The 17,986-nt window shown below is 72.6% G+C and carries 16 protein-coding genes; 7 read left to right on the forward strand and 9 right to left on the reverse strand.

The annotated features are described in order from the left end of the window. Nucleotides 1-41 precede the first annotated feature (41 nt). Nucleotides 42-827 carry an IclR family transcriptional regulator gene (locus tag PLJ28_RS09115; RefSeq protein WP_298044548.1) on the reverse strand — a complete coding sequence of 262 codons (786 nt, stop codon included), beginning with the start codon at nucleotides 825-827 and terminating at the stop codon, nucleotides 42-44. Nucleotides 828-987: 160 nt separating this feature from the next. On the opposite strand from PLJ28_RS09115, the gene PLJ28_RS09120 reads away from it, so the two are divergent. Then, nucleotides 988-2,883, forward strand: a complete 1,896-nt coding sequence (locus PLJ28_RS09120) for an FAD-dependent monooxygenase (protein ID WP_183529613.1) — start codon at nucleotides 988-990, stop codon at nucleotides 2,881-2,883. A 90-nt stretch (nucleotides 2,884-2,973) separates the two neighbouring features. Here PLJ28_RS09120 and PLJ28_RS09125 read toward each other — a convergent pair whose 3' ends face one another. The 7 genes from PLJ28_RS09125 to PLJ28_RS09155 form a co-directional block, all read right to left on the reverse strand. Continuing rightward, entirely contained in the window at nucleotides 2,974-5,433 is a 2,460-nt protein-coding gene (locus tag PLJ28_RS09125; RefSeq protein ID WP_324590049.1) for a heavy metal translocating P-type ATPase, read from the reverse strand. Nucleotide 5,434: 1 nt separating this feature from the next. After that, nucleotides 5,435-5,671 carry a heavy-metal-associated domain-containing protein gene (locus PLJ28_RS09130; protein WP_183529609.1) on the reverse strand — a complete coding sequence of 79 codons (237 nt, stop codon included), beginning with the start codon at nucleotides 5,669-5,671 and terminating at the stop codon, nucleotides 5,435-5,437. 38 nt (nucleotides 5,672-5,709) lie between these two features. After that, the gene (locus tag PLJ28_RS09135; protein ID WP_298044557.1) at nucleotides 5,710-6,093 is read right to left on the reverse strand and encodes a metal-sensitive transcriptional regulator; all 384 of its coding nucleotides are present in this window, start codon (nucleotides 6,091-6,093) and stop codon (nucleotides 5,710-5,712) included. A gap of 103 nt (nucleotides 6,094-6,196) precedes the next feature. Next, entirely contained in the window at nucleotides 6,197-7,123 is a 927-nt protein-coding gene (locus tag PLJ28_RS09140) for a cation diffusion facilitator family transporter (RefSeq protein WP_298044558.1), read from the reverse strand. Nucleotides 7,124-7,160: 37 nt separating this feature from the next. Then, the gene (locus tag PLJ28_RS09145; protein WP_324590050.1) at nucleotides 7,161-7,844 is read right to left on the reverse strand and encodes an arsenate reductase/protein-tyrosine-phosphatase family protein; all 684 of its coding nucleotides are present in this window, start codon (nucleotides 7,842-7,844) and stop codon (nucleotides 7,161-7,163) included. A gap of 200 nt (nucleotides 7,845-8,044) precedes the next feature. Next, nucleotides 8,045-8,770, reverse strand: coding sequence for an arsenate-mycothiol transferase ArsC (locus tag PLJ28_RS09150; RefSeq protein WP_183529601.1), 726 nt, complete (start codon nucleotides 8,768-8,770; stop codon nucleotides 8,045-8,047). A 48-nt stretch (nucleotides 8,771-8,818) separates the two neighbouring features. After that, on the reverse strand, nucleotides 8,819-9,223 hold the full coding sequence (locus PLJ28_RS09155; protein ID WP_298044564.1) for a three-helix bundle dimerization domain-containing protein: 405 nt from the start codon (nucleotides 9,221-9,223) through the stop codon (nucleotides 8,819-8,821). A 267-nt stretch (nucleotides 9,224-9,490) separates the two neighbouring features. On the opposite strand from PLJ28_RS09155, the gene PLJ28_RS09160 reads away from it, so the two are divergent. The 4 genes from PLJ28_RS09160 (at nucleotide 9,491) to rlmN (ending at nucleotide 14,501) form a co-directional block, all read left to right on the forward strand. Beyond that, entirely contained in the window at nucleotides 9,491-10,723 is a 1,233-nt protein-coding gene (locus PLJ28_RS09160) for a hypothetical protein (RefSeq protein WP_324590051.1), read from the forward strand. 8 nt (nucleotides 10,724-10,731) lie between these two features. Beyond that, nucleotides 10,732-11,538: an oxygenase MpaB family protein gene (locus PLJ28_RS09165; RefSeq protein ID WP_324590052.1), complete on the forward strand. Its 807-nt coding sequence runs from the start codon at nucleotides 10,732-10,734 to the stop codon at nucleotides 11,536-11,538. A 9-nt stretch (nucleotides 11,539-11,547) separates the two neighbouring features. Beyond that, nucleotides 11,548-12,765 carry an MFS transporter gene (locus PLJ28_RS09170; RefSeq protein WP_324590053.1) on the forward strand — a complete coding sequence of 406 codons (1,218 nt, stop codon included), beginning with the start codon at nucleotides 11,548-11,550 and terminating at the stop codon, nucleotides 12,763-12,765. Between the two features lie 434 nt (nucleotides 12,766-13,199). After that, nucleotides 13,200-14,501: a dual-specificity RNA methyltransferase RlmN gene (gene rlmN / locus PLJ28_RS09175; RefSeq protein ID WP_255459761.1), complete on the forward strand. Its 1,302-nt coding sequence runs from the start codon at nucleotides 13,200-13,202 to the stop codon at nucleotides 14,499-14,501. Nucleotides 14,502-14,592: 91 nt separating this feature from the next. Here rlmN and PLJ28_RS09180 read toward each other — a convergent pair whose 3' ends face one another. Then, nucleotides 14,593-16,116 (reverse strand): MDR family MFS transporter, encoded by a 1,524-nt coding sequence (locus tag PLJ28_RS09180; protein WP_183529593.1) that lies wholly within the window; start codon nucleotides 16,114-16,116, stop codon nucleotides 14,593-14,595. A gap of 220 nt (nucleotides 16,117-16,336) precedes the next feature. Here PLJ28_RS09180 and PLJ28_RS09185 point away from each other — a divergent pair, with 220 nt between their 5' ends. Continuing rightward, entirely contained in the window at nucleotides 16,337-17,173 is an 837-nt protein-coding gene (locus PLJ28_RS09185) for a DUF4397 domain-containing protein (protein ID WP_183529591.1), read from the forward strand. Further along, the gene (locus PLJ28_RS09190; protein WP_183529589.1) at nucleotides 17,166-17,918 is read left to right on the forward strand and encodes a class F sortase; all 753 of its coding nucleotides are present in this window, start codon (nucleotides 17,166-17,168) and stop codon (nucleotides 17,916-17,918) included. Before PLJ28_RS09185 ends, PLJ28_RS09190 begins: the two co-directional genes overlap by 8 nt. The last annotated feature ends 68 nt before the right edge of the window (nucleotides 17,919-17,986 follow it).

Consider the following 17,986-nt stretch of genomic DNA (forward strand, 5'->3'; position numbering starts at 1 on the left):
ACCGCGGCCGTCCCCGGCGAGGACCGCGGTGGCCGCAGGATTCAGTGGCCGGTGGCCAGGCGCTGTCCGAGCCGGCCGGCGACCCGCTCCGCGCTGAGCGCGAGCTTCCTGCCCAGGGCCTCGACGTCCAGCTGGCGGGTCGCGTACACCACCGCGACGGCGGCCGGCAGGTGCCCGTCCACGCGCAGGGGGACGGCGACGGAGGAGACGCCGTCCAGGACCTCGTCGTTGCTGACGGCATAACCGCGCTGCCGGGCCTGCTCCACCTCCACGCGCGGGGGCAGGCCCCCGGTCAGTCCGGCGAGCTCCTCGGGCCCCATGCCCGCCTGCACGGCCAGACCCGGGGCTCCTCGGTCGAGGGGGTGGCGGGTGCCGGGGCGCTGGGTGACGGCGTGACCGTGGGAGGGCTCCACCGTCACCAGGGTGATGCACTCGCCCTGTCCCCAGACCGCCACGAAGGCGCTCATCTGCAGTTCGTTGGCCAGCGTGGTCAGCTCCGGCAGCGCGGCGGACTGCAGGTCCTGCTGCACCCCGCGCGCCAGGACGGCGAGCCCCGGTGCGCCGATCAGCCGTCCGGAGGCATCCCGCGTGATCAGCCCGTGGTCCTCCAGCGTGCGCAGGATCCGGTAGGCGATCGAGCGGTGGACACCGAGCTGGGCGGAGACCTCGGCGATCGTGGGCGGTTCCGGGGCGGAGACCACCAGTTCCAGCATGCGCAGCCCACGGGACAGGGTCTGGGAGTGCGGGGCGCCGCCGGACGCGTCCTCGCCCTTCCTCGGACGCGTCGCGGACGGGGTGTCGGGGGATCCGTGGGCAGGTGCGGTCACCGGGGGCCCTTTCATGGTGAGTCCTGAGGAGCAGGTCACGCCGCCTTGTGAGGGGCGTCACCTACCGTATATGATCTCGCATAGTTGTTCGCTATGAGAACTGTATGTTCGATTATAGAACACCCCTTCTCTCCCCGCCTTCACGACCGCAGGAGTCACCATGCTGTTCCACCACCACGGATACGTCTCCACCGATCCGCGCGTGCAACCCGCCGCCGGCGTGGGCATCGAACGCTCACCCGAACTGCCCGAGACCATGGACGTCCTCGTGGTCGGTTCCGGCCCGGCCGGCATGACCGCCACGGCCCAGCTCGCCAGCTTCCCCGAGGTCATGACCTGCCTCATCGACCGCCGCCCCAACCGCCTCGAGATCGGCCAGGCGGACGGCATCCAGGCCCGCAGCGTCGAGACCTTCCAGGCCTTCGGCTTCGCCGACGAGATCGTCGCGGAGGCCTACCACCTCACCGAGATGAACTTCTGGAAGCCGGACCCGGCCAACCCGGAGAACATCATCCGGACGGCCCGCGAGCTCGACGACCCGGCCGGCGTCAGCGAGTTCCCCCACCTGATCGTCAACCAGGCCCGCGTGCTGGACTACTTCGCGCGCTTCGCCAGGCACGCCCCCTCCCGCACCGAGCCGTACTTCGGCTGGGAGTTCGTGAAGCTGGAGGTCGGCGAGGGTGAGTACCCCGTGACGGCGACCCTGAAGCGCACCGGTGAGACCCCCGAGGCCGGGGTGGCCCCGGGCGAGGAGCGCGTGGTGCGCGCCAAGTACGTCCTCGGCGCCGACGGGGCCCACTCCAAGGTCCGCCGGGACATCGGTGCCCAGCACGTCGGGGCGGTGTCCTACCACGCCTGGGGCGTCATGGACGTGCTGGCTGAGACGGACTTCCCGGACATCCGCACCAAGTGCGCCATCCAGTCCAAGCACGGCTCGATCCTGCACATCCCGCGCGAGGGCGGTTTCCTGTTCCGCATGTACGTGGACCTGGGCGAGGTGGACCAGAGCGACGCCGGCGCGGTGCGCAAGACCCCGCTGGACGAGATCATCCGCCGCGCCAACGAGATCGTCACGCCGTACACCGTGGACGTGAAGGACGTGGCCTGGTGGAGCGTCTACGAGGTCGGGCACCGGGTGACCGACCGTTTCGACGACGTGCCGACCGAGGAGGCCGGCACGCGCACCCCGCGGGTCTTCATCGCCGGGGACGCCTGCCACACCCACTCGGCCAAGGCCGGCCAGGGGATGAACGTCTCCATCCAGGACGCCTTCAACCTGGGCTGGAAGCTCGGCCAGGTCGTCTCCGGGATCGCGCCGGAGAAGCTGCTGACCACCTACACGGCGGAGCGGCAGCAGATCGCCCAGAACCTCATCGACTTCGACCGCGAGTGGTCCTCGATGATGGCGGCCAAGCCGGAGGAACTGGAGAACCCCAACGCCCTGGAGGAGTTCTACCAGAAGACCTTCGAGTTCCCGGCCGGGTTCATGACGGAGTACCCGCAGGGCCTAATCACCGGTGCCGCCACCCACCAGGACCTGGCCACCGGCTACACGCTGGGCAAGCGCTTCAAGGCCCATCCGGTCAAGCGCGTGTGCGACACCAACCCCACGTTCCTGGGGCACCAGCACGTGGCGGACGGCCGGTGGCGGATCTACGCCTTCGCCGACGCCGCCGTGTCCTCGGCCCAGGACTCGGCGCTGCGCGCCTTCGCCGAGTGGCTGGAGTCCGCCGAGTCCCCGGTGCACCGGTTCACCCCGGCGGGCAAGGACCTCGACGCGCTGTTCGACGTCTACGCCGTCTACCAGCAGCCGCACCAGGAGGTGGACCTGATGCAGGCCCCGGGGATCTTCCGCCCCAAGGTGGGCACGTTCCAGGTCTCCAACCTCAACAAGGTGTTCGGCGTGGACCCGGAGGACGACATCTTCGAGGCCCGCGGCCTGAGCCGTGACGGCGTCGTCGTGGTCGTCCGCCCGGACCAGTACGTCGCCCAGGTGCTCCCGCTGTCCGCCACGGAGGAGCTGGCGGCGTTCTTCGAGGGCATCTACGGCGTCTGACCGTCCCCCCGGTGCCGTGCGGGCGGTGACGACCGGTCGTCATCACCCGCACGGCACCGGTCGTCCTCACCCGCGCGGTGCGGCAGGCCCCTACCGGGCGAAGCGGGTGAGGCGCAGCGAGTTCGCCACCACCAGCACGGAGCTGGCGGCCATCGCCGCCCCGGCGAGCATCGGGTTGAGCAGCCCGAACGCCGCCACCGGGATGCCCAGGGTGTTGTAGGCGAACGCCCAGAACAGGTTCGACTTGATGATGCCCAGGGTCCTGCGGCTGAGCTGGACCGACTGCACCACCTGGTGCAGGGACGAGCCCATCACGGTGATGTCCGCCGCCTCCCGGGCCACGTCGGTGCCGGAGCCCATGGCGATCCCCAGGTCGGCCTGCGCCAGGGCGGGGGCGTCGTTGACGCCGTCGCCGACCATGGCGACCACCCGGCCGGCCTCCTGCAGCTGCCGCACCTGGGCGACCTTGTCCTCGGGGCGCACCCCGGCGAACACGTCCCGGGCCGGGATCCCGACGGCGGCCGCCACCCGGGCGGCGACCTGCGCGTTGTCCCCGGTCAGCAGGATCGGCCGCAGCCCCAGCTCCGTGAGCTCCGCGATGGCCTGCGCCGAGGACTCCTTGAGGGTGTCCTGCAGCGAGACGATCCCGGCGACGCCACCGTCGACGGTCACCCAGATCGCGGTGGCGCCGGCTCCCTCGGCCGCGTCGAGGGCGGCGGTCTCCGCCTCGGTGAGCGTGCCGGAGTCCAGCAGGGTGCTGATGTACCCGGACCGGCCCGCCGCGACGGTGCGCGGCTGCGCACGGCCGGGCTGTGCGGTGTCACCCCCGGTGGCACTGGTGGTGGTGACGGCGCCCGGGGCGGCCGGTGAGCCGACGTCGTGCACGAGGCCGCGCACCCCGCCGCCGGCGGAGGAGGCGAAGCCGGTCACCTCGGGGATGCCGCCGGCCTCGCGGGCGGCGTCCACGATGGCCCGGGCGATCGGGTGCTCGGAGTGCGACTCCACCGCGCCGGCCAGCCGCAACACGGTGTCCGCCTCGAAGCCGTTCAGGGGGGTGACACCGGTGACGGCGAGGGTGCCCTCGGTGACCGTGCCGGTCTTGTCCAGCACGATCGTGTCCACGGTGCGGGTGTCCTCGAGGGCCTCGGGGCCGCGGATGAGGATGCCCAGTTGCGAGGCGCGTCCCGTGCCGGCCAGCAACCCCACCGGGGTGGCCAGGCCGAGGGCGCAGGGGCAGGCGATCACCAGCACGGCGACGGCGGCGCGGAAGGCGGAGTGCGGGTCACCGGACAGGGCCAGCCACGCCAGGAACGTCACCACGGCGATGACGAGCACGATCGGGACGAACACCGCGGAGATGCGGTCGGCCAGCCGGGCGATCGGGGCCTTGCCGGTCTGGGCCTCGGACACCAGGCGCCCCATCTGGGCCAGGGTGGTGTCGCTGCCCACGCGGGTGGCGCGCACCAGCAACCGGCCGGAGGTGTTGACGGTGGCACCCGTGACGGTGTCCTGCGGGCCGACCTCCTCGGGGACGGACTCACCGGTGATCAGGGAGGTGTCCACGGCGGAGTGGCCGCTGACCACGAAGCCGTCCGTGGCGACCTTCTCGCCCGGGCGCACCACGAACTCGTCGCCGGGCACCAGTGCGGCCGCGGGGATGGTGGTCTCCACGCCGTCCCGCAGCACGGTGGCGGTCTTGGCGCCCAGGTCCAGCAGGGACCTCAGGGCCTCGCCCGCCCGGCGCTTGGCCCGGGCCTCGAGCCAGCGGCCCAGCAGCAGGAAGGTGGTCACCACGCCGGCGGTCTCGAAGTAGAGCTGGTGGTCCGCCATGGAGGTCATGCCCGCCATGCCGGCGTGTTCGGTCCCCGCCAGCGCTGTCATGCCCGGGTCCAGGAGTAGCTCGACCGTGGAGAAGGCCCAGGCGGCGAGCACGCCGATCGAGACCAGGGTGTCCATGGTGGAGGAACCGTGGCGGGCGGCCTTGAACGCGGCGGCGTGGAACGGCCAGGCGGACCAGAAGGTCACGGGGGTGGCCAGGGCGAGGGCGACCCAGCCCCAGTGCGGGAACTGCAGGGCGGGGACCATGGAGATCAGGAACAGCGGCACCGTGAGGGCGGCCGCCCCGATCAGCCGGGGCCGGATCACCTCACCGGAGGGCCCGTGGTCCATGTGGTCCCCGTGCTCGGCGTGATCCGGGTGCTCACCCTGCTCGGGCCCCTCGGCCCCGGGCCGGATGTCGTGGCGCCGGACGTCCCCGCCCGCGTGATCCGCCGGACGGGCGCCCCGGACGCCGGCGGGATGGCGGACGGTGGCCGAGTACCCGGCGCGGTCCACGGCGGCGACGAGCTCCGCGTCGGTGACGGAGGCCGGTGCGGTGACGGCGGCCGTCTCCAGGGGGAGGTTGACCGAGGCTCTCACGCCCTCCAGCTTGCCCAGCTTCCGTTCGACGCGCTGGACGCAGGAGGCACAGGACATCCCGCTGATGTCCAGGTCCACCCTGCGGATGCCGGTGTCCTGGTCCGGGGCGGTCGTGGCGTGGTCAGCGCTCATCTCAGGCTGACTCCAGCCCCGGGGTGGCCACGGCGTACCCGGCCTCCTCGACGGCGGCCTGCAGGTCCTCGGGTGCCGGCGGCCGCCCCTCGCTGGTCACGGTCGCCACCGAGGTGCCCCCGGACACCAGGTCCACCTCGACGCCCGTCACCCCGGGCAGCACGGAGAGTTCCTCGGTAACGCTGCGGACGCAGTGGCCGCAGGTCATGCCGGTGATCTTGATGTCGGTGGTGGTCATGGGAGTCCTCCTGGACGTCGGAATGATGTCGGTGGTGGTCAGCGGACGAGCCGGGCGATCGCCGCGGTGGCCTCGGCGATCTTCTCCTGCACGAGGGTGTCGTCCCCGGCGTCCCGGGACTGGCGCGCCGCCTCGGCGACGCAGTGCCCGAGATGGTCCTCCAGCAGGCCCAGGCTCACGGCGTGCAGTGCCTTGGTCGCGGCGGCCACCTGGGTCAGCACGTCGATGCAGTACTGGTCCTCGTCCACCATGCGGCTGATGCCGCGGACCTGTCCCTCGACCCGGCGCAGGCGCTTCAGGTACTCGTCCTTGCGCGGGCTGTATCCGTGGCCCGGGGCGCCGTCGGCCGCGTCGGCCGGCCGGGCCTCCCGGCCCGCCGTGGGGGCGACGGGGCCGGCAGTGAGGTGCGCTTCGCTGCTCATGCCCCGACCATATACCCCCTAGGGGTATCATCGCAAGTACCCCCAGGGGGTATGTGTCCACGGGTGCGGCGGGGCTCCACTCCCTCCGGGGCCTCCGGGGCGCTCACGAGTGGACGTGGCCCTCCCCGTCCCGGTGTCCGGGCGGTTCCAGCTGGAAGGTGCTGTGCTCCACGGGCAGGGGGAAGTGCTCCGTGACGCAGTCCTGCAGCTCCTGCAGGATCTGGGTGGCATGGCCGTCGTCGAAGCAACCGCGCTCGACCACCACGTGGGCGGTCAGGACGGGCGTGCCCGTGTCGATCCGGGACACGTGCAGGTCGTGGACCTCCAGGACGTGGGGCATGCTGAGCAGGTGACGCCGGATGTCCGTCAGGTCCAGCTCGGCGGGTACCGACTCCAGCAGCACGCTGCCGGCCTCGCGCATGATCACCACCGCCCGGGGGATAATGAGCAGGCTGATGAGCATGCCGGCCACGGCGTCGGCGCGCATCCAGCCGGTGGTCGCCACCACCACCGCGCTGACGATGACCGCCACCGAGCCCAGGGCGTCGTTGACCACCTCCAGGAACGCCGCCCGCAGGTTCAGGGAGTGCTTCCTGCCGCCGGCGAGGACCACCAGGGAGGCGACGTTCCCCAGCAGTCCCACCGCGCCGAAGACCAGCAGGCCCTGCGCGTGGACCTCGGGCGGGTCCGCCAGTCGGAACGCGCCGTTGACCAGGGCGAACGCCCCCACCAGGAGCAGGATGGTGGCCTGGGCGCCGGCGGCCAGCACCTCCAGCCGGAGCAGGCCCCAGGTGCGGCGGCGTGAGGGCGGCCGGAGCACCAGCTGCGCCGCGACCAGCGCCACGAGCAGGCCGCCGGCGTCCGTGAGCATGTGCCCGGCGTCGACCAGCAGGGCCAGGCTGTCGGTCAGCACCGCGCCGACCACCTCGACGACGAGGATCGCGGAGGTGATGCCGAAGGCGATCGCGAGTCGCCCGCGAGCCGCGGTGGCGCCGTGCCGGTGGCCGGGGGCGCCTCGGTCAACCGTCATGCGGCGATCATAGGCCCAGGCCCCCCGGGGCCCGGCCTCAGGACCCCGCGTCGTGGCCCAGCTCGGCGATCAGCTCCCGCACCCGCGCGTCGATGTCATCCCGTACCCGCCGCACGTCCTCGATGTCGCTGCCCTCCAGCGTGGGGATGTCCCAGTCGCGGTACTCGACGCCGTCGACCCTCTCGACGCGATCGGCGCAGGCGAGGGTGACGACCAGCTGGGCGGCCCGGTGGATGTCGTCGGCCAGGGGCTTGGGGTAGGCGTGCTCGAGGTGGACACCGGCCTCCGCCATGACCTGGACGGCCGCGTCGTGGACCGACCCGGCCGGTGCCAGCCCGGCGGAGCGGGCGGCGATCCTGCCCTCGGTGTGCTTGAGGACCAGGGAGGCCGCCATCTGGGACCGGCCGGCGTTCTCGTCGTCCACGAACAGCACGCGCGGGTTCCTCGCCTCGATGGCACCCCGGGCGATGGACAGGGCGCGCAGCCTGCTGTCCGCGAAATTGCCGGCCGAGGCGGTCAGGTAGGTCCTCACGGCGGCGGTGCGCTCCAGCTCCTCGTAGGACTCCTGGACCACCCGCTCCACCGTCTCCCGGTCCACCACATGGGCGTACCGCTCGTAGAGGTGGGCGGCGGTTCGCGCCAGGACGTTGCGGTCGAGCGCGCGAGAGGCGTGGCTGTCGTCGTGGGCGGTGTCCTGGGGCGTGGCGTTCCGGTCCATCATCACTCCAACGGTGGCGGCCCCGTGCAGGGCCGGTGACGGCCACGGACGGGGCCCGGGACCGGACGGCCCTGTCCGGGGCCGCCGGGCACCATGCTGGCCAGCGGGAGGGTGCCGGTCAAGACCCTGTCCGGGCCCGCCCGGTGGTCGACGCCGGGTGGAGGCGCGAGCGGTCGCTGGGCCGTCGGCAGGGGTGTCAGCACTCAGGCCGTCGTGGACGCTGACGGCGCCGGCCCGGACGCTGCCCACCGGGACTCCGGCCCCAGCTCCCGGACCAGGTCCAGGACGCGGGACTCGATCTCCGCGCGGGCCCGGCGCACGTCCTCCAGGGGGCGGCCGACGAGGTTGGGGATGCCCCAGTCGCGATAGTCCTTCCCCTCCAGCCGGTCGACCCGGTCCGCGCAGTCGAAGGTGATGACCACCTGGGCCGCCTCGAGGACGTCGGCCGTCAACGGCTTCGGGAAGGCGTAGTGCAACGCGATGCCGACCTCGTCCATCGCGGTCAGGGCGTCCTCGTAGATCGAGCCGGCAGGCTCCAGTCCCGCCGATCGGGCGGTGATCCGGCCGTCCGAGTGCTTGAGCGTCAGGGACGCGGCCATCTGCGAGCGGCCGGCGTTGGCGTCGTCGATGAAGAGCACGCGCGGCAACGGCGACTCGATGGCTCCGCGGGCCACGGCCAGCGCGCGGATCCGGCTCTCCGCGAACCGTCCGGCGGTGGTGGCGAGGAAGGACTTGACGGTCGCCCGACGGTCGAACTCCGCATAGGTCTCCGCCACCAGGCGGTCCACCGTGGCCCGGTCCACGGCCGGGGCGTACCGCTCGTACAGGTGTGCCGCCAGGCGGGCCAGCACCTGCTGGTCGCGCTCGCGGTAGTCCTGACCGGCCCGTCCGGCCAGGACCCGGGTGTCTGGATCCTGGTGCATGGTCATCACTCCCGTGCTGACGCCCCGCGCCTGAGCGCCCGGGGCCTCGGATGGTCAGGCGGCGGCACGCTCCCGGGACCGCGTGATGCCCGCGGGGCTGCCCCCGTCGAGCACGCGCGGCGCAGGGGTGGCGTCGGCGCGTCCGTCCCGGGCTGTCCTGGCCAGCTCCCGCAGGCGGTTCTCGGCGAGATGGACTGCGGTGGCGGGGAGGAACGTCTTCACCCGGGCAGACGCCTCCAGCTCCCGGTAGGTCCTCTGGACGGTCCGGCGGATGAGGCCGGGCTCCAGGTCACTTCCGTACGTGACGGTCAGGCGCTGTACCGCCCGGTCCAGCACGCGGGAGTGGACGATGTCGTTGGCGCCGGTGGGAAGTCCGCCGCCCATCCCGTTGCGCGCGGCAACGGTGGTGGTGAGATGACGGCCGCTCGGCCGGTCATCGGTCATGACGTGGGTGGTCATGGCATCTCCTTGCTTCTCTCGGCGACGTCCTCGTCGCCCTCCGTCACCCCGCTCAAAGTGAACACCAGGTGAACAGAACATGAATCACTATAAGACATCCTGTGAGGAACGCAACACTCTTCCCCCCATCGGACGGCCGGCGGCGGGTCCCGGTGGACGACGGTTCACCCGGTCGTGCCAGAATCGGCCACCGTGACGGACGTGAGCCCACCCCCTGCACCCGCCACCGCCGGCCCGGGCGGCCCCCGAAGCCACCACGAGCCGACGGTGGAGCGACGCCCTGCCGCCCGCCGGGTGACGAACCCGGTGGTGCGGGAGTCGCTGGCCATCTGGGTGGCCATCGCCTCCGCGGCGGGGGGAGCCGCCGTCGGGCTGGTGTTGTTCCAGGACCGGCGGCCGTTGTCCGGGGACGGGTCCGTGGGCCTGATCGCGGCCGTCACGGCCGGGGCCTGCGCCGGCGTGGCCTGCCTGGTGGGTCTCGCCCGGTCCACCCGCACCACCCACCAGTGGATGACCCGCCGACGCTGGGGCTGGTTCGTGGCCGACGCGGTCGGGCTGCTGGTGGTCCATGCCGCGATCGCCGTCATGGCCTGCCTGGCCCTGTTCCGCCTCTTCCAGGAGGCGTTCACGGGGCTGACCGTGGACCGGGTGGCGGCCACGGTGATGATGACCGTCATCAGTGCGGTGGCCGGGTACCTGGGGTTCAACTCCGCGGCCCGGATCTCCACGCGCTCGCTGTCCTCGCTGCTGGCGGTGTTCATGGCGTCCGGGATGATCGTGTCCATGCTGCTGGCCGAGAACCCGTTCTGGTGGCACGCGTTCTTCTCCGAGCTGGGCACCGGCCAGGCCGGGATCCTGTCCTTCTGGACCTTCAACACCACCCTGACCGTCTCCGGGTTGGTCCTGACCACGCTGGCCTCCTTCATCACCCAGGACCTCTACGCCTGGGCCCGGGCCCGCGAGTCGGCGGGCGGGCGACGGGCCAGGATCACCGTGCTGCGCGGGGGCCTGGTGGTCATCGGGCTGTGCATGGTGGGTGCCGGGATCGTGCCGATCAACCTCTCGGACCCCGTCCACTCCACGTTCATCCGCGTCCTCGGGGCGGTGTTCATGCTCATGCTGGCCTCCATCCAGTGGTGGCTGCCCGGTTTCCCGGCCGCGGTGTACGTGGCCAGTTACCTGATGGTCGCCCTGGGGGTGGTCGCCACCCTGCTGTGGTTCCCGTTGCGCTACTACAACCTCACCGGGTTCGAGCTGGCGATGGCCGGGATCGTCTACGCCTGGCTGGTGGTCTTCATCCGCAACCTCGACGCCGTCCTCACCGTGGCCGGCCTCGGCGACGCCGAGCGCGACGAGCAGATGGAGGCACTCGAGACCGCGCGGGAGGCCCAGGCGGAACCGGTGAGGACCGGGACCCCGGGACCGGTCCCCGCCGCGGCGCCGGCCGCGTTCCCCCCGCCGTACCGCGGCTGGCGGGTGGACCCGGGGGAGTGGCGGTGACCGGACCGGTGGCCCCCGCAGATCCCGCCCCGCGCGGCCACCGGGACGCGCCGCTGACCACGGTCGGCCTGGCCCGGGAGGCGATCGTGCTGGCTGGTGCCGGGGCGGCGATCCTCCTCCAGGTCGCCCACCGGCCGGTCGGAGCCGGCGTCGCCCGTCACTCGGACTTCGCCGCGGACCCGCTGAGGCGGCTGCGGCACACCCTGCAGTACGTCTACGCCGCGGTCCTGCCGGAGGCCTCCGGCATGCGGGACGCGGTCACCGGCTGGGTGCGGGCGGCCCATGGTCCGGTGAGCGGGACCGACGGTGGCGGCCGGTCGTACTCGGCGGCCGACCCGCAGGCCCAGCTGTGGGTCACGGCCACCCTCTACCGTGCCGCCGAGGAGGCGCGCTGGCGGCTGTGGGGCACGCTCGACGACGCCCGGTCCGAGGAGATCTACCGCGACTACGCCGTCCTGGGCACCCTGCTCGGCATGCCCGCGGGCCTCTGGCCGCGGGACCGCGAGGGTTTCGAGCGGTACTGGAGCACTGCCGTCGGGACCCTGGAGGTGACCGAGGAGGCCCGGGTGATCTGCCGGGACCTGTTCGCCGCCGAGTCCGCCCCCTGGTGGCTGCGCCGCCTCATGCCGCTGGTGCGCTTCACCGCCGCCGGGATGCTGCCGCACCCGGTCCGCACCGGTCTGGGGCTGGACTGGGACGGTGCGGACTCGGTGCGCGAGGACCGGATGTGGCGGGTGGTACGCGGCGTCTATCCGAGGCTGCCCCGGCGCCTGCGCCAGCTGCCGTCCGCCCTCGTGCTGCGCACCCTGTCCTGAACGGGTGGCATGATGCCCCTTGTGAGATCGAGAACACCCCCGTCGCCGTCACCGGTCTCCTGGCTGTACCTGGCGGTGTGCGTGGTGCTGGTCTCGCTGAACCTGCGGACCCTGTTCTCCTCGTTCTCCGCGATCCTGCCGGAGATCACCGCGGCCACCGGACTGCCGGGGTGGGGAGCCACCGTGCTGACCACCGTGCCGGCCACCCTGCTGGGCGTCTTCGCCCCGCTGGCCCCCGTCCTCGCGCGCCGCTTCGGGTCCTGGCGGGTGCTCTTCGGCGCCCTGCTGCTGCTCACGCTCGGCCTGGTGGTGCGCTCGGTCCCCGTTCCCGACGGCGGCGCGATGGTCACGCTGCTGGTCGGCACCGTGTTCTCCGGGGCGGCGATCGCGCTGGCCAACGTGGTGCTGCCCAGCATCGTCAAGCAGGACTTCGTCAACCACCTGGGGCTGATGAGCGGGCTGTACACCACCGCGATCTGCGGGTCGGCAGCCCTCGGCGCGGGGCTCACGTTCCCCGTGTACGAGGCGGTGGGGGACTGGCGGCTGGCCCTGGGGATCTGGGCGGTGCCCGTACTGGTGACCGCCGGCCTGCTCGTGCCCGTGCTCCGGAGGCACCGGTCCGGTGCCCGGCCGGTCACGTCCACCACGGGGCGGAGCCCGCTGACGTCCCCGGTGGCCTGGCACATCACCCTGATGATGGTCTTCCAGGCGATGACGTCCTTCACCGCCTTCGCCTGGCTGGCCCCGATCCTGCGCGAGCGCGGCCTCGACGGCGGGCTGGCCGGGCTGATCGTGGCGGTGTCGATCGTGCTGCAGATGGCCGGTTCCCTGGCCGCCCCCGTGCTGGCGGCCCGGATGCGCAGTCAGTCGGCACTGAACGTGGCCGCGGCCGTGCTGACCGCCGCCGGGTTCATCCTGTCCATCCACGGCCCCATGGCCGGGATCTGGGTGTGGACCGGCGTGCTCGGCGTGGGCCAGGGGGCGCTGACGGCGTTGGCCCTGACCATGATCACCCTGCGCAGTGAATCCGCCCACATGGCGATCCGGGTCTCCGGCATGATGCAGGGCCTCGGGTACGGGCTGGGGTCCTCGGGGACGTTCATCACGGGGCAGGTCTTCGCCGTCACGGGCTCCTTCGGTCCCGCGGCCTGGCTGTTCGCGGCCTCCGGGCTCGGTGCGGCCGTGTTCGGCTGGCTGGCCGGGCGGGACCGGGCCGTCGAGGAGTGACCGGGGGGCATCCGTCCGCCGTATCCGCATCAGGTCCGCAGCCACCGCATCAGGTGTGGGGAATGACGCCATCCCTGCCCCGGGATGGCGACGAAGCCCGTTCCTGATGGCGAGGGGCCGTGGTGCCCCCCTGACCCTGGCCGGCGTCGGCCCCCCTGCCGGGGCTGGACAACCGTGGGAGAATGGGGGCGATGGCTGACCAGAACCGTTCCCGCACCCCGGACCGCCCGTCCCGCACCGCACCGGTGCAGCAGGGCCGGCAGTCCCACCGCGCCGCCGACCCCGCGGACGCGCACCTCGAGCACGCCCGGGACGGCAAGCTCAAGCTGAACCGTCCCCAGCGCGGACTCATCGACGAGACCGAGGCCCGGCAGCTCTCCGAGGACCGCGAGCGGCTCCAGCGCCAGGGCATCGGCGGACCCCTGGACGGGCGGATGCTCTCCAACCCGGCCGCCGCGGCCACGGGCCCTGACGCCAACCGCCCCCAGGTCCGGCCGCAGGCGGAGGGCTGGACGCAGCAGACCACGGAGGACGGGCGGCCGCTGCTGCAGTTCAAGCAGCCGCGCGTGGCCCAGCCGAAGATGCACCTGGCCGACCTGACCCTGGCCGAACGCCAGGAGAGGGTCAAGGCACTGGGGCTGCCGGCCTTCCGCGCCAAGCAGCTCTCCACCCACTACTTCGTGCACCACACCTCGGACCCCGAGCGCATGACGGACCTGCCCGCGGCCCAGCGCGAGACGCTCGTGGCCGAGATGTTCCCGCCGCTGCTCACCGAGGTCCGCCGGCTGACCACGGACAACGGGGACACCGTCAAGTTCCTGTGGCGCCTGTTCGACGGCGCCCTGGTGGAGTCGGTGCTGATGCGCTATCCGGGCCGGGTGACGCTGTGCGTGTCCAGCCAGGCCGGCTGCGGGATGAACTGTCCGTTCTGCGCCACCGGCCAGAACGGGCTGACACGGAACATGTCCACCGCGGAGATCGTGGAACAGGTGGTCCGGGCCAACCAGGTGATCGCCGAGGGCGGGCTGGGGGGACTGCGGCGCGACGGCGGCCACGACGCCGAGCGCGTCACGAACATCGTGTTCATGGGCATGGGCGAACCGCTGGCCAACTACAAGCGCGTCATCGCCGCGGTCCGGCGGATGGTGGACCCCGCCCCCGAGGGCCTGGGCATGTCCGCCCGCCACATCACGGTCTCCACCGTGGGGCTGGTCCCGGCCATCAACCGGCTCGCGGACGAGGGCATCCCGGTCACCTTCGCCCTGTCCCTGCACGCCCCGGACGACGAGCTGCGTGATGAGCTGATCCCCGTGAACTCCCGGTGGAAGGCCGATGAGGCGATCGACGCCGCCTACAACTACTTCGTGAAGACCGGGCGGCGCGTGTCGATCGAGTACGCGCTGATCAAGGACATGAACGACCACGCCTGGCGGGCCGACCTGCTGGCGAAGAAGCTCAACGCCCGCGGCCGGGGCTGGGTGCACGTCAACCCCATCCCGCTGAACCCGACCCCGGGCTCGATCTGGACCTCCTCCGAGCCGGACGTCACGCAGGAGTTCATCGACCGCCTGAACGACGCCGGCATCCCCACCACCCTGCGCGACACCCGCGGCAAGGAGATCGACGGCGCCTGCGGGCAGCTCGCCGCGGAGGGCGACGAGGAGGCCGACGGCCCCGTCACCCCGCCCGCCGCCGGGCGCGCCGGGACCTCGGCGTCCATCGACCTGCGCGGTTGAGCCCCCGGGCTCCGGCGGTCGACGGATGACGTCCCCGCCCGGGACCCGGGGGTCTGACGTCACCCCCTGACCGCCAGGTGCGGTCAGGGGATCAGGCGTCGACGCCGGCCCGGACCGGGGCGGGCGCCGGCCGGACCTCCTCCTCGGCGGGGGTGGAACGGACGGCGAAGGAGCCCGCGAGGGCCACCAGCGAGATGACCGCGCCCCAGACCATCGCGTTGTGGATGCCGTTCATCAGGGCGACCGTCGGCTCGGTGCCGCTGGCGGCCCCGGCGATGGTCGCCGTCGTCATGACGGTGATGAACACGGCGGTGCCCGCGGCCCCGGCCACCTGCTGGAGGGTGGACAGGATGGCGCTGCCGTGCGAGTACAGGCGGCGCGGCAGGGCGCCCAGGGCCGAGGTCATCAGCGGGCCGAACATCAGGGACAGCCCCGCGTTGAGGAGCATGTGCCAGGCGATGACCGTGCCCAGGGACGTCTCGGCGGTCAACGTGGTCAGGCCCCACAGGGCCCCGGAGACGACCGCGGTCCCGGGGATCACGAGCGGACGGGCGCCCACGCGGTCGAACAGGCGGCCGACGATCAACCCGAGCACGCCCATCACCAGTCCACCCGGCAGCAGCGCCAGGCCGGTGTCCATCGTGGACTCGCCCAGGACGTTCTGCAGGTAGATGGGCAGCACGATCAGGGTGCCGAACATCGCCATCATGCCGATGATCATCATGCCCAGCGAGATGGTGAAGGCCGGGGCCGTGAAGGCACGCACGTCCAGCAGGGCGTGGTCGCGCAGTCCGAGCTGGCGCCACGTGAAGACGGCGAGGGCGAGGACACCGACCACGAGCGGGATCCACGGCGGCATCAGGGCGTCCCCCTCGGCCGCGGCCCCGATGCTGCTGAGCCCGAACACCAGGCCGGCGAAGCCGATACCGGACAGTGCCACGGAGAGCACGTCCAGCGGGATCCGCTGGGTGTCGGTGACGTTGCGGATCATGGCCACGCCCAGGGCCAGGGCCAGCGTGGCGATCGGCAGCATCAGCAGGAACATCCAGCGCCACTCCAGCAGGTCCAGGATGATCCCGCCGATGGTCGGCCCGGTGGCCGGGGCCACCGCGATGACGATGGAGATGACCCCCATGGTGCGGCCGCGGCGGCTGGCCGGGACCACGTTGAGCACCGTGGTGAACAGCAGCGGCATCATGATGGCCGTGCCCACCGCCTGGACCACGCGTCCCAGCACCAGGACGAGGAACGTGGGGGCCAGGGCGGCCAGCAGGGTGCCGAGCAGGAAACTGACCATGGCGATCGTGAAGACCGTCCGCAGCGGCAACCGGGTCAGCAGGTACCCGGTGACGGGGATGACCACCGCCATGGTGAGCATGAACGCGGTGGTCATCCACTGTGCGGTGGCGGCCCCCACGCTGAACTCCCGCATCAGTTCCGGCAGCGCGACGCTCATGATCGTCTCGTTGAGGATCACCACGAAGGCCGAGACCACCAGCAACCAGATGACGCGCATCGCGCCCTCGGGGACCCCGGACGCGGTGGATGTCCCGGCCGGCGGTGCGGTGGCGGTGACGGTGCCCCGCTGGGGGCCTTCGGCGGGGGCAGGCGACACTGTGGGTTCTCCTCGGGATGCGTGGGGAGCCGGGATGACTCCGGTGGTCCAACGGTGGATCCGCCCTTGCTATTCCCCGGATTCCCCCGGCCGGAACATCATCCGGACCAACGTCGTCCCTCGTGCAACCTTTCGGCGCCTCCTCCGGTAGTAGGCGGTGTGAGGACAAACGTGCTCATGTGGACGGCCCCGACTGTGGGTCCCGTGAAAGGACGACACCATGCGTAAGGCACTTCCCCTGGCAGTCACCGCAGCATGCGGCGTGGCGATGCTCGGCACGGCACTGCCGGCCACGGCCGGCGAGACGGAGGGATCCGGCGGTGACACCGCGATGCTCTCCGTGCTCCACGGCGTCCCGGACACCACCGTGGACGTGTTCGTCAACGGCGAGCGCACCCTGGACGACTTCGCACCGGGTGACCTGGCCGGCCCCCTGGAACTTCCCGCCGGTGACTACGAGATCGCGGTGACCGCCGCGGACGCGCAGGACGACTCGGAGCCCGTCATCGGCCCGGTGAACGTCACCCTGGACGGCGGGGTCGACTACACCGCGGCGGCCCACCTCGATGCCGAGGGCCAGCCCACCGCCACCGCCTTCGTGAACGACACCTCCGCCCTGGAGGCCGGGAACGGGCGCCTCGTGGTCCGACACGTCGCCGCGGCCCCGGCCGTGGACGTCTGGGCGAACGGTGAGGTGGCCGTCCCCGGCCTGGCCAACCCGGACGAGCAGTCCCTGGACCTGCCGGCCGGCACCCTGGAGGCCGCGGTCTCCGTGGCGGGTGAGTCCGACCCGGTGCTCGGCCCCGCGGACGTGGAGGTCACCGAGGGCGCCGCGACGATCGTCTACGCCTGGGGCTCGGCGGAGGACGGTTCGCTCGCCCTGGCCACCCAGACGGTGGAGGGGATGCACTCCGCCCCCGGCGGCGTCCCCACGGGCAACACCCAGGTGCCCGCCGAGGGTCAGGGCCTGTGGTGGGCCGCGGGCGGCGGCGCGCTGCTCCTGGCAGCGGCCGGTGCGGTGACGGCGTTGCGGCGCCGGTCCTCCGTCCGTGCCTGAGACGACCCGCCGGGGCAAGTCCTCGCCCCGCGGGTCCAGGGCGGCGGGGCCGGTCCTCGCCGCCCTGGCGGTCGCAGTCGCCCTCGCGGGCACCGGTTGCGCACCTGCCGGCGTGGTGGAGCCCCCTTCCTCCGACCCGGCTGCGGCCGCACCATCCTCCTCCGTCTCCCGGGCACCGGCGGCCTCGTCCCCGGCGCCCGGGGACCCGGGTGGCACCGGTGCCGGCGTCCCCGCCTCCCGTGCGGGAGCCGCGGAGGTCCCGGTGGCCTCCGCGGCCCTGCGGCCCGCGGCCCCGGTGCCCGCACCGGTGCGGCTGGACTACGAGGCCATCGGGGCGGAGATGACGGTGGTGCCCACGGGGGTGGCCGAGGACGGGCAGATGGAGATCCCCGAGGACGCGTCCATCGCCGCCTGGTACCGGTTCGGCCCGGCACCGGCAGACGGCGAGGGCAACACGGTGATCGCCGCCCACGCCGGTTCGGAGCACACGCCCGAGGGGCCGCTGTACGCGCTGCGCACGGCGCGGACGGGGGACACGGTCCGGGTCGGGGACGAGTCCGGGCGGTGGCACGCCTACCGGGTCACCCAGGTGGAGCGCCTGGGCAAGGACGGGCTGGACTTCACCCCCTACTTCACCCGCTCCGGACCGGAACGGCTGGTCCTCGTGACCTGTGGTGGACAGTGGTTGCCGGAGAGGCAGAGCTATGCGGACAACATCATCGTGGTGGCAGAGTCACTGGACTGACCCGTATCCTCGGAGGACGTCCGTGCCACGGGTACGCCCCGGGGTGACGTGATGGACCACCGCCGCCC

Source organism: Citricoccus sp. (assembly GCF_035445025.1).
Lineage (GTDB): Bacteria > Actinomycetota > Actinomycetes > Actinomycetales > Micrococcaceae > Citricoccus.

What these genes read in the sequence shown, in the direction of transcription:
- PLJ28_RS09135 (WP_298044557.1), bottom strand. Translation starts at nt 6,093, where the DNA reads ATGAGCAGCGAAGCGCACCTCACTGCCGGCCCCGTCGCCCCCACGGCG.
- PLJ28_RS09185 (WP_183529591.1), top strand. Translation starts at nt 16,337, where the DNA reads ATGCGTAAGGCACTTCCCCTGGCAGTCACCGCAGCATGCGGCGTGGCG.
- rlmN (WP_255459761.1), top strand. Translation starts at nt 13,200, where the DNA reads ATGCTCTCCAACCCGGCCGCCGCGGCCACGGGCCCTGACGCCAACCGC.
- PLJ28_RS09125 (WP_324590049.1), bottom strand. Translation starts at nt 5,433, where the DNA reads ATGAGCGCTGACCACGCCACGACCGCCCCGGACCAGGACACCGGCATC.
- PLJ28_RS09130 (WP_183529609.1), bottom strand. Translation starts at nt 5,671, where the DNA reads ATGACCACCACCGACATCAAGATCACCGGCATGACCTGCGGCCACTGC.
- PLJ28_RS09170 (WP_324590053.1), top strand. Translation starts at nt 11,548, where the DNA reads ATGATGCCCCTTGTGAGATCGAGAACACCCCCGTCGCCGTCACCGGTC.
- PLJ28_RS09155 (WP_298044564.1), bottom strand. Translation starts at nt 9,223, where the DNA reads ATGACCACCCACGTCATGACCGATGACCGGCCGAGCGGCCGTCATCTC.
- PLJ28_RS09150 (WP_183529601.1), bottom strand. Translation starts at nt 8,770, where the DNA reads ATGACCATGCACCAGGATCCAGACACCCGGGTCCTGGCCGGACGGGCC.
- PLJ28_RS09140 (WP_298044558.1), bottom strand. Translation starts at nt 7,123, where the DNA reads ATGACGGTTGACCGAGGCGCCCCCGGCCACCGGCACGGCGCCACCGCG.
- PLJ28_RS09145 (WP_324590050.1), bottom strand. Translation starts at nt 7,844, where the DNA reads ATGATGGACCGGAACGCCACGCCCCAGGACACCGCCCACGACGACAGC.
- PLJ28_RS09120 (WP_183529613.1), top strand. Translation starts at nt 988, where the DNA reads ATGCTGTTCCACCACCACGGATACGTCTCCACCGATCCGCGCGTGCAA.